The sequence below is a fragment of the Duncaniella sp. B8 genome (assembly GCF_005304985.1).
Taxonomy (GTDB): Bacteria; Bacteroidota; Bacteroidia; order Bacteroidales; family Muribaculaceae; genus Duncaniella; species Duncaniella muris.
This window is the reverse complement of record NZ_CP040121.1, coordinates 2,794,132-2,807,673: the sequence shown is the minus strand read 5'-3', so window position 1 is coordinate 2,807,673 and position 13,542 is coordinate 2,794,132. Positions and strand designations below refer to the sequence as shown.

Annotated in this window: 11 protein-coding genes; 5 read left to right on the top strand and 6 right to left on the bottom strand. The window is 50.7% G+C overall.

Annotation, left to right across the window (positions count from 1 at the left end; translation table 11 throughout):
- The first annotated feature begins 24 nt into the window (after positions 1 to 24).
- On the top strand, positions 25 to 1,011 hold the full coding sequence (locus tag FDZ78_RS11850) for an aminodeoxychorismate synthase component I (RefSeq protein WP_240740273.1): 987 nt from the start codon (positions 25 to 27) through the stop codon (positions 1,009 to 1,011).
- Entirely contained in the window at positions 1,008 to 1,637 is a 630-nt protein-coding gene (locus tag FDZ78_RS11845; RefSeq protein WP_168182056.1) for an aminotransferase class IV, read from the top strand. The genes FDZ78_RS11850 and FDZ78_RS11845 overlap by 4 nt, the downstream gene beginning before the upstream one ends.
- Position 1,638: 1 nt before the next feature.
- Here the strand turns inward: FDZ78_RS11845 and FDZ78_RS11840 are convergent, their stop codons facing one another.
- Genes FDZ78_RS11840 through porV form a run of 6 tightly spaced genes read right to left on the bottom strand, consistent with a single transcriptional unit; the run spans position 1,639 to position 6,736 of the window.
- The gene (locus FDZ78_RS11840; RefSeq protein WP_123398012.1) at positions 1,639 to 2,193 is read right to left on the bottom strand and encodes a dihydrofolate reductase; all 555 of its coding nucleotides are present in this window, start codon (positions 2,191 to 2,193) and stop codon (positions 1,639 to 1,641) included.
- On the bottom strand, positions 2,190 to 2,984 hold the full coding sequence (locus FDZ78_RS11835; protein ID WP_136408620.1) for a thymidylate synthase: 795 nt from the start codon (positions 2,982 to 2,984) through the stop codon (positions 2,190 to 2,192). Before FDZ78_RS11835 ends, FDZ78_RS11840 begins: the two co-directional genes overlap by 4 nt.
- A 30-nt stretch (positions 2,985 to 3,014) precedes the next feature.
- Positions 3,015 to 4,571: a 4Fe-4S binding protein gene (locus FDZ78_RS11830; protein ID WP_123398014.1), complete on the bottom strand. Its 1,557-nt coding sequence runs from the start codon at positions 4,569 to 4,571 to the stop codon at positions 3,015 to 3,017.
- Complete coding sequence (locus FDZ78_RS11825; protein ID WP_136408619.1) at positions 4,568 to 5,041, bottom strand: 4Fe-4S dicluster domain-containing protein; 474 nt, start codon at positions 5,039 to 5,041, stop codon at positions 4,568 to 4,570. Before FDZ78_RS11825 ends, FDZ78_RS11830 begins: the two co-directional genes overlap by 4 nt.
- Positions 5,029 to 5,523, bottom strand: a complete 495-nt coding sequence (ispF, locus tag FDZ78_RS11820; protein WP_107033104.1) for a 2-C-methyl-D-erythritol 2,4-cyclodiphosphate synthase — start codon at positions 5,521 to 5,523, stop codon at positions 5,029 to 5,031. Before ispF ends, FDZ78_RS11825 begins: the two co-directional genes overlap by 13 nt.
- Positions 5,524 to 5,533: 10 nt before the next feature.
- Complete coding sequence (gene porV, locus FDZ78_RS11815) at positions 5,534 to 6,736, bottom strand: type IX secretion system outer membrane channel protein PorV (protein WP_107033105.1); 1,203 nt, start codon at positions 6,734 to 6,736, stop codon at positions 5,534 to 5,536.
- A gap of 180 nt (positions 6,737 to 6,916) precedes the next feature.
- Between porV and feoB the strand changes: the two genes are divergently transcribed.
- The 3 genes from feoB to ppdK all read left to right on the top strand — a co-directional run bounded on the left by feoB (position 6,917) and on the right by ppdK (position 13,537).
- On the top strand, positions 6,917 to 9,325 hold the full coding sequence (gene feoB / locus FDZ78_RS11810; protein WP_136408618.1) for a ferrous iron transport protein B: 2,409 nt from the start codon (positions 6,917 to 6,919) through the stop codon (positions 9,323 to 9,325).
- A gap of 49 nt (positions 9,326 to 9,374) precedes the next feature.
- Positions 9,375 to 10,643: an FtsX-like permease family protein gene (locus FDZ78_RS11805; protein WP_136408617.1), complete on the top strand. Its 1,269-nt coding sequence runs from the start codon at positions 9,375 to 9,377 to the stop codon at positions 10,641 to 10,643.
- A gap of 179 nt (positions 10,644 to 10,822) precedes the next feature.
- Entirely contained in the window at positions 10,823 to 13,537 is a 2,715-nt protein-coding gene (gene ppdK / locus FDZ78_RS11800; RefSeq protein WP_136408616.1) for a pyruvate, phosphate dikinase, read from the top strand.
- The last annotated feature ends 5 nt before the right edge of the window (positions 13,538 to 13,542 follow it).

Sequence of the window (13,542 nt, the reverse complement as noted above, 5' to 3'; positions counted from 1 at the left end):
TCTGTAACCATCAGACACCGACCAATGCCTTACCCGACTATTTCTCGTGAAGAACTGCGCAGACAGATGAACGATCTGGGGCGCAAGCGTATCCCTTTCATATGGGGAGTTGATTTTGATGCCAGCAATGGGTTTGTCAGAGATGATATCCGGGAGTGCCGCGAAATTCTGTGGTCTGTCAACGGTGTAGGTAATATCGATGCAGAAGACCAATGCCAGCCACAGCCATCACTCAGAATTGTCGAAGTAACTGACATTCGTGACTATCGGTCTATGTTTGACACTGTAACGAATGGGCTGATGCGCGGCGACTCGTTCCTGACAAACCTTACTGTACGCACAAAGGTGACATGCAATTGCTCGCTCAAAGAACTGTTCTGCCATGTCAAGGCTCCTTACAAAATACTGATTGGCGACGAGTTTGTGTGTTTCTCCCCAGAACCGTTTGTAAGAATATCCGAAGGCCGTATATCCACCTACCCCATGAAAGGTACGATCGACGCCTCGATTCCGCATGCCGAAGAAACTCTGATGACAGACTATAAAGAATTGTGCGAACATTACACCATAGTCGACCTTATGCGCAATGATCTGAATTCAGTTGCTGAGAATGTAAGAGTAGACCGGTTCCGATATGTTGAAAAGATATTTGCCACAAACAAGACCATCCTCCAGACCAGTTCTGAAATATCAGGCAGCCTTCCGGCTGGAAAAGAATTTGATTTCGGCGATCTGATTCTGCCTCTGTTACCTGCAGGAAGCATCACGGGGGCACCCAAAGAGGCCACTGTCCGCCTTATCAAAAGCACCGAAGACGCACCGCGCGGATGGTACACCGGTGTATTCGGGTTCTTCGACGGGAAGATTATGGACTCCGCTGTGATGATCCGCTGTGTGCAACGCGATAACGATGGTTCGCTCTACTTCCACAGCGGAGGTGGAATTACTATAAACAGCCAATGCGACAACGAGTACCAGGAGGTACTAACAAAAGTATATCTGCCACAATGACCCAGAATAACCCGCTATTCATTGAAACCATACGCTGGAGCGATGGAAAATTCCATTTGCTCGAACTGCATCGCAGACGCATGGAGAGAACACGTCTTGAAGTATTCGGCTCTGCTTGCGGAGTGCCTGACCTGACATGGCTTCCGCCTGTACCTGAAAATCTGAAAAACCAGACTGTGAAATGCAGGGTGATTTATGACATTGCAATACGCAGCGTAGAGTTTGAGCCGTATACCCAACGGAAAGTCGGATCGCTGAAAATCGTTGATGGCGGGGGCATCGACTACCACCTCAAGTATCACGACAGGAGTGCGCTCTCAGGACTCGCAGGGATGCGAGGTGATGCCGATGAAGTGATAATAGTGAAAGACGGTTTCATCACCGACACATCCTACTCAAATCTGATTTTTGCAGCCGGTGACCGTCTGCTCACCTCTGACCGCCCGCTGCTTCACGGAGTAATGCTGTCACATCTGCTCGAATCCGGAAAAGTATCGGCTGCCACTCTAAGACCGGATGACATCCTGCCTGGCAACCGCTACGGGATAACAAGTGCATTCATGGTAAACGCTATGCTTCCGCTTGATACAGCAAAGCCCATTGATATCAGCAACATAATCAGATGACCTACATCCGGGTTCTCACCAAGGTCAGAAAAGCGTAGCTTACGGATGTACGCGGGTCAGTATGTTCAAAAGTGATTGCATCCGGATTAAAAGGCTGCAATCCGTGTTCTGTCCAGACTGACCATTCGGCCATTCCAAGTTTCGGGAAAAGAGTGTCAGCATCAGGTGCGACCGCGTCAATCAGAGTCAGTTCGATTCTGTCAGTCGTACTCAGAGCCTGACGATAGATCTCTCCACCACCTATAATATATGGCGCCGGGCTGTCAGGTCCACAAAGCGCAATCGCCTTCTCAAAAGAAGAGACTGCCTCGATGCCCGGAGCCTTATAAGCCTGATTGCGGGTCACTACAATATTGCGACGTCCTGGAAGAGCTCCTTTCGGAAAAGATTCGAATGTACGCCGCCCCATGATTATAGGATGCCCCATAGTGAGCGATTTGAATCTTTTCAGGTCTTCGCTTATATGATACAGCAGATCGCCGTCACGCCCGATGGCGAAATCACGTGTGCATGCCACGATTATCGCAGGGGCTGAGATTGATGTCGGAACTGTCATACGGCAACTGTAGCTTTGATGTGGGGCTGGGCTTCGTAATCTTCAAGCTGAAAGTCCTCATATTTGAAATCGAATATATCCTTCACTTCGGGATTGATGCGCATACGCGGCAGACGTCCGGGAGTACGCTGAAGCTGAGTGCGCACCTGCTCGAAATGATTGTGATATATATGAGTGTCACCGAGAGTGTGGATGAACTCTCCCGGTTGCAGGCCTGTTACCTGCGCCACCATCATTAGCAGAAGTGCATATGATGCAATATTGAATGGCACACCGAGGAAGCAGTCGGCACTACGCTGATAGAGCATCAGTGACAGACGGCCGTCAGCCACATAGAACTGAAACAGCAGATGACATGGAGGAAGCGCCATCTGAGGCAGAGCGGCTACATTCCACGCGCTTACTATTATTCGGCGCGATTCGGGATTTTCGCGTATGGTGCGGATCACCTCCGAAATCTGGTCTATATGCCCCCCGCTGTAATCAGGCCACGAACGCCACTGGGATCCATAGACCGGACCAAGCTCTCCATCGGCATCAGCCCACTCATTCCAGATACGCACTCCGTTTTCCTGCAGGTAATGTACATTTGTATCTCCTTTCAGAAACCAGAGAAGTTCATAGATTATCGACTTCAGATGCAATTTCTTGGTTGTCAGCAACGGGAACCCCTCACTGAGATCAAATCGCATCTGGTGTCCGAAAATGCTGCGGGTTCCGGTCCCGGTTCTGTCACCGCGGTCAATGCCCTCGGTCATTATTTTGTCGAGCAGGTCGAGATATTGTTTCATGATTATTCAATTTTTATACTCTTTGGGATATCAGGAGATTCCGTTTACAACAATCGCTTTCGGTCGCGAGGGGCAGACATACTGACAAGCCCCGCAGCCTATGCAGCGGGAAGCATCCACAACCGGTAATGGCCCGTTACAGCCGGAAGCCGGCGTCATGCTTATGGCATCGGCCGGACAGCGCCTTGAACATGCACCGCAGTTCACACCATCGTTATAGGAAATACACAATGATCGGTCTACATCAGCAAGTCCTACCCGGCTACGGCGTTTCTCGGATATGGTCAACGGATGCAATGCCCCCGTGGGACACAGGTCGGCACATCGCGTGCAGTCATAGATACACCATGACAGATCGTAGTCCTTTACGGGATGTAGTGCCCTGAGCAGACCATACTCCTCCAGAGATGCTTTAAGCACTCCCTGCGGGCAGTGACTGATGCAGAGTCCGCAAGAGGTGCATCGGTCAAGAAATTCCCGGCGGCTACGTACACCCGGCGGCGGCACTGCAAGCATACGGCGCCGTGGCGACACAGATGCAAGCGCGTCAGCAGCCTTTGCCACCATAGGAGCCGCCGCGACAACAGCGCCCACAGTCAAAAATTTACGCCGGTCAAGTAGTTTCGGCTCTGTTACCGAAACTTCGCTTTTATCAGTCTTGTGACCGGAAACAGTCTCCAGATGTCCCCCCTGCATTCCGGCAGCCGATCCGGCAATCGGGTTGCGGACCTTCTGCATCAGAGGGATTGACAGCTGATGACGGTTGAACGTATAACTTATCGCATCATTGGGACAATCAGAAAGACAATCAAAACAGACAACGCAGCGTGATGTATCGACCACGTGACTGCTGAGATCAATACACGACGATTTACATCTATGCTCACACTTTCGACACTGAATACACTTGTCAGTATTGATATCGATATGAAAAATAGAATATTTTGAGACAAAACTCAGAGTTGTACCTACAGGGCATACAGAATTACACAGTGTACGTCCATGCAGAAATGCGATAAGGCCCACTATAAGCATAGTCACTACGGCAATCGAAATACCGAGACCGGAAGCCACGGCAACACGTAACTGCGGTTGCTTTTCAATTTCATACCAGGCATTCAGGATCTCACCCCAAATAGGCCTGACAACATTCAGGCCAAAGCGTCCGAAGACGCTATAAGGATCAAAAAATGATGTCACCGCTGAAATGCCAAGAAAGATCGAAAGTACCACAATAAACAACGAAATGTGGCGCAATGAAGTGTGAGGCAAAGAATAATGATAGTGCCAGCGGGGCTTGACGCGCCTGCGCATACGGGGTAAACGGGAACAAAGATCCTGATATATACCAAGCGGACAGAATGTCGAGCAGTAAATTCGGCCAAAAAGCAGCGTCACGATAAGCCATATCACAAATGTAGCCAATGAGAATGCCATTGCCGCAGGAAATATCTGAACTTTGGCAAGCCATGAAGCCACAGCCGGTACTGTCTGCCCGTAATCGGCAAACAAGCCTACGAGCAGCGAAAAGACAACTATCGCAACCAGAGTGCGCCCCAGGCGGAGACTATTGACAGACTTCTTCATTTTTCAAGACAACGAAGATTACGTACCAGATCGGTCAAGGCTGTGATCTGCGCCATGCGACGCGGTATGTCGATGTGGTCGGGACACATCGACAGACACTGGCCACAGTTTATGCAGTGCTGGGCCTGCTGAGGATCGGGGATACTGTTACAGAAACGGTCAAAGAAAATATCAGCCTTGCATTTGAAATCCTGATCGTCAAGCTCACCGGGAAGATAGCCGCGATACCGGGCCTGATCTACAAAAATAAGATTGTCAGGGATGTTGATGCCATACGGACAAGGCATACAGTTGTCACAGGCCACACAGTCAATCTGGCTGATAGGTTCATAAGCATCAGCCACACGCGGCGAAACGTTCTCTACCTCGGCAAGAGCTTCCGGACGCGTCCCACACGAAGTGAAGGCCATCGAGCCAAAAGCGATTCCGCCTACACGGCCAAGCCATTGCCGGCGGTTCATTCTCTGCATGATCCGGAGTCTGATAGGGTTGCTACAGCTAAAGCCGAAATTCCCTCGCCACGGCCTTCGAACCCAAGACGTTCGGTAGTGGTGGCCTTGACAGAGACGCAACGAGAGGGGATATCCAGATCTGAAGCGACATTTTCAATCATCTGAGGAATGAATGTCAGAAGTTTCGGGCGCTGGGCCACAATTGTCACATCTACGTTGTTGATAGAAAAACCCTCTCCGACAATCAGCTCGACCACACGTCGCAGAAGCACACGCGAGTCTGCTCCGGCATAAGTCTGGTCTGTGTCAGGAAAATGATAGCCTATATCACGCATGGCTGCTGCTCCAAGAAGAGCGTCAGCCAAAGCATGAAGGGCTACATCGGCATCACTATGACCGAGAAGCCCTTTTTCATAAGGTATTTTTACACCGCAGAGTATAAGATCGCGATTGTCTGTCAGACGATGAACGTCATAACCCATTCCGGTACGTATCATCATGATTCTAATTTTATTTTCGTCCAAAAATTTCCTTTATACCGTCCATGTCGAAAGTGAGCGTGAAACGGAGAGTCTGGTCGAGAGGTGAGGTCTGGGCTGTGGCAAGCATATAGCTGGCATCAAGACGTAGCACATTCAGAGCGAAACCGGCTCCGAGACCGAAATACTGAAGATTGCCCTTGGTGGGGTTCTGGTAATAATATCCGGCCCGCAGGAAAAACTGCTGGTTATAATTGTATTCCGCGCCAAGCGACCAAGAAATCTCACGAAGTTCCTCTTTCAATCCGCCAGGAGCATCGGTGAACGATTTGAAAATTCCGGTGATCGGCGACATATTGCGCCAGTCATCCTCCGCTATCACCCACTCTTTTTCACCTTCAATATCATCCGGGTAGTCCGAACGGCGAGGTTTGGTAGGCACAAGAAGCTTATTGAGGTCAAGATTGAAAGCTATATTGTGATAATCGGCAAGAGGATAAGTGAATGATGTCCCGATTTTCAGATTGGTCGGAAGGAATGCCGGGTTGTCACCATTCTGATATTCGACCTTCGACCCAATATTTGAAATGTTCCATCCCCATGACCACTGGCATTCATTGCGGCCTATGATCGGGTATGAAGTGAAATAACCTGCAATATCAGCGGCAAAAGCCGATGCCCCCGTAGACTGGCTCGCGTCACTGTCATAGCCGAATCCAAGGTCACTGTATATGTAGCGGAAAACTATACCCATAGAGAACTTCTCGGAGAGTTTACGCGAGTAACCAACATCAATCGACATTTCATACGGGTTCAGAGTCTGTCCGGCAGAGCCTCCGGTTGGATCTGTTGTCACCTCACCGAGTGAGAAATAGCGCAATGAGGCCGATACAGCCTGATTGTCTTCCGAGCCGACCTTCCAATAGCCTGAAAGATTTGCAAGAAAAATATCATTGACAAGTTTACGCAGCCAGGGAGTATAGCTGAGCGACACAGCGGCCTGTGAATAGGCAAAAGCATATTTTGACGGATTCCAGAACTGACTGTTGGCATCCGGTTCAGTCGCTGCTCCAAGATCGCCCATCGAAGCGCCTCGCGCATCCGGAGCGATGTTCAGCGAGTTGACACCGGTCTCAACCGGATTGAAGTCATTTTTGTCCTGAGCGACAGCCGAAAAAGGCGTCCCGGCAAAGACACATATTGTCAGTAATATTATTAGGCGGAATAGACGCATGGTGCAAAAACAAATATTTATACAAATTTATAACTGAATTTCCGGCTTTTTATTGTCCGGTGGCCGTAGAAATCCATATCACTATTTTTAGGTATTTCCTATTATATAAATAATTATTAAGTTTGCATCCCCGTTTTGCAGCCATATCTGCGAAACTGCATTATTATAACGTTTTTATCCATGCGACTATCCGATCTTAAACCGGGCGAAACCGGAATAGTAGTGAAAATACTTGGCCACGGAGCCTTCCGCAAGCGAATGCTGGAAATGGGCTTCGTCAGAGGCCGTGAAGTCAAAGTGTTGCTTGACGCTCCTCTTCACGATCCTGTGAAATATCAGATAATGGACTATGAGGTTTCTCTCCGCCGGTCTGAAGCCGAACTGGTCGAAATAATTGCTGATAATGAAAAAAGTGATACCGCAGGAACCGCGGTGATCAACCACACCGAGACCATCAGTGAGAAAGCCATGCCTGTTCAGGCTCATGAAAAAGGGCTGCGAACCATAAATGTAGCCCTCATTGGCAATCCCAACTGCGGCAAAACCACGCTGTTCAATATTGCCTCAGGAGCTCGCGAGCATGTAGGCAATTATAGTGGTGTCACTGTCGATGCCAAATCAGGCACATTCAAATACAAAGGATTCCGTTTCAATATTGTCGACCTGCCAGGCACCTACTCTCTGGCGTCATACTCTCCGGAGGAACTATATGTCAGACGATATCTGAAGGAAAAGACTCCTGACGTGATCATCAATGTGGTTGATGCCTCCAATCTTGAACGCAACCTATATCTGACCACCGAGCTGATCGACATGGACCGGAGTATGGTCATAGCTCTCAATATGGCCGACGAACTTGAACGCTCAGGGCGGAAACTCGACTTCAAAACCCTTGGCGAGATGATCGGTGTGCCAATAGTCCCCACTTCAGCCCGCAACGGATCCGGCATAAATGAACTTTTCGACACCGTGATAAGCGTGTTTGAAGGAACCGATCCAGCCGTCAGACACATACACGTGAATCTCGGCAACGATATCGAACAGGCTCTTTCAGAACTCAAAGACACGCTGAAAGAAAACCCGCATATCGGACGACATTTCTCTCCACGCTACCTCGCTATAAAACTTCTTGAATCAGACTCCGAGGTAGAAGACATGGTCAGATCTCTTCCTGACGGCAAAGAGATACTTGGGCTTCGCGACAAAAAACTGCAAAAGCTTTCAGAAATTCAAAAAGATGCAGACGTAAACATGTCAATAGCCAATGCCAAATACGGCTTCATAGCCGGCGCTTTGGCCGAGACTCTTGAATCGTCAAAAAAAGAAGAGATCAATTCGACACACATAATCGACACCATAGTCACCAACCGCCTGTTCGGCTTTCCTATATTTATAGGTATAATGGCTTTCATCTTCTGGGCCACATTCGAATTAGGCTCCTACCCGATGGAATGGATCGAAAGTGCTGTCGGATGGCTGGGAGAGATGGTCAGGGAATATATGCCTGACGGCATGATCAAGGATCTGATAGCCGACGGTATCATAGGCGGTGTAGGCGGTGTGATTGTCTTCCTCCCCAACATCCTGATTCTGTATCTATGCATTTCGTTCATGGAAGATTCAGGCTATATGGCCCGTGCGGCGTTTATTATGGACAAGGTGATGCACAGGCTGGGGCTCCACGGCAAATCGTTCATTCCGCTGGTCATGGGCTTCGGCTGTACCGTCCCCTCGATCATGGCCTGCCGGTCTATCGAAAGCCGCTCAAGCCGGCTGATCACCATACTCATAAATCCTTTCATCAGCTGCTCGGCCCGTCTGCCCATCTATGTACTGCTCATAGGGACATTCTTCCCTGACCATGCCACTCTGGTGTTCATGTGTCTATACTTCACCGGAATCATAGTGGCCGGATTCACAGCCCGCATGTTGCGCCGCTTCCATTTCGGGCAGGATGTGACGCCGTTCGTCATGGAACTCCCACCATACCGTGTACCGACGCTCAAAGCCACACTGCGCCACATGTGGGGCAAAGGCGAACAGTATCTGCGCAAAATGGGCGGCGTGATCCTTGTAGCAAGTATTATTGTCTGGGCCCTCAACTATTTTCCTCTTCATGACGGACAAAACGCTCAGAATGTGTCAGCCGAAACCGTGACAGACGATTCGGCCATAGACCCATCACGTGACAGCTATCTCGAAATGGCCGGCAAAGCCATAAACCCGCTGCTCGAACCGCTTGGATTCCACTGGCGCGCATCTGTAGCGGCTCTTGCCGGAGTTCCCGCCAAAGAGATTGTGGTCTCCACCCTCGGTGTGCTCTATACCGGCGATGAAGAAGCAAGCGAACAAAGCCTTTCAACCCGACTGACATCGCCAAACGACGCCACCGGCAAGCCGGATTTCACAGCTGCCGCCGCACTCAGTTTCATGATATTCGTCCTGCTCTATTGCCCCTGCATCGCCACTATAACGGCCATCGTAAAGGAGACCGGCAATCCGCGCTACGGACTGTTCTCAGTGCTTTACAACACAGCCATAGCCTGGGTTGTAGCCTTTATCGTCTATCGCATAGCGCTCCTTATCTAAGGCCTGCATAGCAAATTTTAGAAGTCCGTTTGGGCAAAACTCACGGAATTTGTTTAATTTTGTCGCCGACATGACTCTTGCCCTGTTCATAGCACGTCGGCTCAGCCTGCGCACCGCATCAGGAAAAACGCAGTCTGGAATAGCCATCGCGGTCACCGGAATAGCACTTTCCGTGATCGTGATGTTGCTGTCGATTGCCGTCATGATGGGATTCAAAAACGAAATCCGCCACAAAATCATGGGCTTCGACTCCCAGATCACGATTTCGCTTCACGCCCCATCAGACGGGCGCGACGGATCTCTGATCAACATCGATGATCTCGACAAAGCATTTAAGGTCCTGCCTCAGAACGCATCCGCAACTCTGACAATCAGGCAGCCTGTCATCCTTAAAACGCCTGACAACTTCATCGGCGCAGTAGTGAAAGGCATGGGCAGGGATCACGACTGGAAATTCGTGAGCGAGAATCTGACAGCGGGAACCATCCCCGACTACAATGCAGATTCAACTCTATATCACACCGTAATCTCACATAACATCGCACAGAAACTGAATGTGGGCTGCGGCGACAAAATCGATGCATATTTTCTGGGAGGTGACACATACCGCACACGACGTTTGAAAATAGCCGGAATTTATGACACGCATTTCAGCGAATATGACAACGCATATATCTTCGCCACATTGCCTATGCTCAGCGCCCTGGCCGGCATTGACGAACGGCTTGGTACCGTGGTGGAGATCAACGGACTTGACAGCGACACAGAAATCTCCGAGACCGCAGGCAAACTGTCAGCCACCCTGATGGACGACATCTACACCGGACGTTCCGACAAATTCTATTCCGTCACCGACATCCATTCAAGCGCAGCCCTCTACTTCAACTGGCTGGCACTGTTAGACACAAATGTGATTGTCATTCTCACAATCATGTCTCTGCTGACATGCCTGACACTTGTGTCATCGCTTTTCATACTTATTCTTCGCAGGGTCAACATGATCGGCATCCTCAAAGCCCTCGGCGCATCAGATTCACTGATCCGCAGAGCTTTCGTATGGCTGACCATGCGCCTGCTCATCCTGGGACTTCTCATAGGCAATGCGATTGCCATCGGCATAATACTCCTTCAGACCACTACCGGCTTCATACCGCTTGACCCCGAGGCCTATTATCTGGACCATGTCCCCATGGAATTCAATCTGGCCGCACTGCTAATACTGAACGCAGGAATCATCCTCGTTTCGGCGCTTGTGCTGATCCTTCCATCAGCCATAATCACAACCATTCCACCCTCACGTGTAATCAATTACGACTGACCCCCCCTTCACCGCAACTCTACACCTGACATCAGCAATATAAACATACGTAATTTTCTCAAAAGAACCACAAAAACATTGCTTTGAGCCAAAAAAAACATTATCTTTGCATTAGTGTTAACCTCAAAGCTATAATACACAGAAAAAAACAACAACATTATCAATATCTAATTAACAGAATGAAAAGAGTTTATACATTTGGAGACGGCAAAGCAGAAGGCAATGCCTCCATGCGCAATCTCCTCGGCGGCAAAGGCGCGAACCTCGCCGAAATGAACCTTCTCGGCATGCCGGTGCCTCCCGGCTTCACTATCACAACCGAAGTCTGCACCGAGTACACCCAGTATGGCCGTGACAAAGTTGTCAAAGATCTTACTGCAGAAGTTCAGGCCGCAATTGCTCACGTCGAGCAGCTCACCGGCAAAAAATTCAACGATCCTGAAAACCCGCTTCTCGTGTCAGTACGCTCAGGTGCCCGCGCATCAATGCCCGGCATGATGGACACCGTCCTCAACCTCGGCATGAACGACGCTACAGTTGAATCTCTCGCCAAAAAGAGCGGCAACGCCCGTTTCGCATGGGACAGCTACCGTCGTTTCGTACAGATGTATGGCGATGTTGTGCTCGGCATGAAGCCCAAAAGCAAAGCTGACATAGATCCCTTCGAAGAAATCATGGACAAGGTCAAGGAAGAAAAAGGCGTCAAACTTGACACCGAACTTACCGTGGAAGACCTCCAGAACCTTGTGAAACTCTTCAAAGCCGCTGTAAAGGAATACACAGGCAAAGACTTCCCCAATGACGCCTGGGAACAGCTCTGGGGCGGCATCTGCGCCGTGTTTGACAGCTGGATGAACGAACGTGCAATTCTCTACCGTCGCATGAACCAGATCCCCGAAGAATGGGGCACAGCCGTCAACGTACAGGCAATGGTCTATGGCAACATGGGCGACAACTCAGCCACAGGCGTGGCATTCAGCCGTGACGCAGCAACCGGCGAAAATATCTTCAACGGCGAATACCTCATCAACGCCCAGGGCGAAGACGTGGTCGCCGGTATCCGCACCCCCCAGCAGATCACAGTAGAAGGCTCACGCCGCTGGGCCGCCCTCCAGGGCATCAGCGAAGAAGTGCGCGCTGAAAAATATCCTTCACTCGAAGAATCAATGCCCGTCTGCGCCGCCGAGCTCATCGCAATAGCAGGCCGTCTTGAAAACTACTACAAAGACATGCAGGATATGGAATTCACCATCCAGGACGGCAAACTCTGGATGCTCCAGACCCGCAACGGCAAACGCACAGGCGCTGCAATGGTAAAGATCGCTATGGACCTTCTCCGCGCAGGCGAAATCGATGAAAAAACCGTGCTCAAGCGCATGGAACCGCAGAAACTCGATGAACTCCTCCACCCCGTGTTCGACAAAGCAGCACTCAAGCGCGCAGAAGTCGTGGCAAAGGGTCTTCCCGCATCTCCCGGCGCAGCCGCCGGCCAGATCGTATTCTCGGCTGAAGAAGCAGAAGCCTGGAGCGAAAAGAAACGCAAAGTCGTGCTCGTCCGCATCGAGACATCTCCTGAAGACCTCCGAGGTATGGCCGTAGCACAAGGTATCCTCACAATGCGCGGCGGTATGACATCTCACGCAGCCGTAGTAGCCCGTGGTATGGGCAAATGCTGTGTGTCAGGTGCAGGCGAAATCCGTGTCGACTACAAAGAAAAAACAGTTGAGATGGGCGGAAAAGTATACAAAGAAGGTGACTGGATCTCACTCAACGGCTCGACTGGAGAAGTTTACAACGGCCAGGTTCCCACAACCGAACCCGAACTCGGCGGCGACTTCGGCGCAATCATGAATCTTGCGTCCAAATACACCAAGACACTCGTCCGCACTAACGCAGACTCACCCCGCGACGCAAAGCAGGCCCGCCACTTCGGCGCACAGGGCATCGGTCTCTGCCGCACAGAACACATGTTCTTCGAAGGCGACCGCATCAAAGCTGTACGCGAAATGATCCTCGCATCTGACGAAGAAGGCCGTCGAGTAGCCCTCGCCAAACTCCTTCCGATGCAGCGTGGCGACTTCGAAGGCATCTTCGAAGCTATGGACGGCTACGGAGTGACCATCCGCCTCCTCGATCCCCCCTTGCACGAATTCGTACCCCACCAGACCGCCACTCAGAAGGTAATGGCCGAAGAAATGGGCATCACCCTCGAAGAAGTAAAGGCCAAGGTTGACTCACTTGAAGAATTCAACCCGATGCTCGGCCACCGTGGATGTCGTCTCGGCATCACCTACCCCGAAATCACCGAGATGCAGACCCGCGCCATCATCGAAGCCGCCCTCGCAGTCAAAGCCCGCGGAATCGATGTGCACCCCGAAATCATGATCCCTCTCGTAGGCTCACTCAAGGAAATCCAGAACCAGGCCGACGTGATCAACATCACAGCAGCCAAGGTATTCGAAGAAACCGGCCAGAGCGTACCCTACAAAGTAGGAACAATGATCGAAGTGCCCCGTGCAGCCCTCGTTGCCAACCAGATCGCTGAAGTTGCCGACTTCTTCTCATTCGGCACAAATGACCTCACCCAGATGACCTTCGGCTTCTCTCGCGATGACGCACCCAAGTTCCTCAAATTCTACAAGGAACACGGCATCATCAAGACCGATCCCTTTGAAGTACTCGACCAGGAAGGCGTAGGCCAGCTCGTCAGAATGGGCGTTGAAAAAGGACGTGCCACCAAACCCGAACTCAAAGTAGGTATCTGCGGCGAGCATGGCGGCGAACCTTCATCAGTCAAATTCTGCGCCAAACTCGGCATGAACTACGTCAGCTGCTCACCCTACCGTGTGCCCATCGCCCGCGTAGCCGCGGCGCAGGCTGCCATCGAAGACTAAGAGAT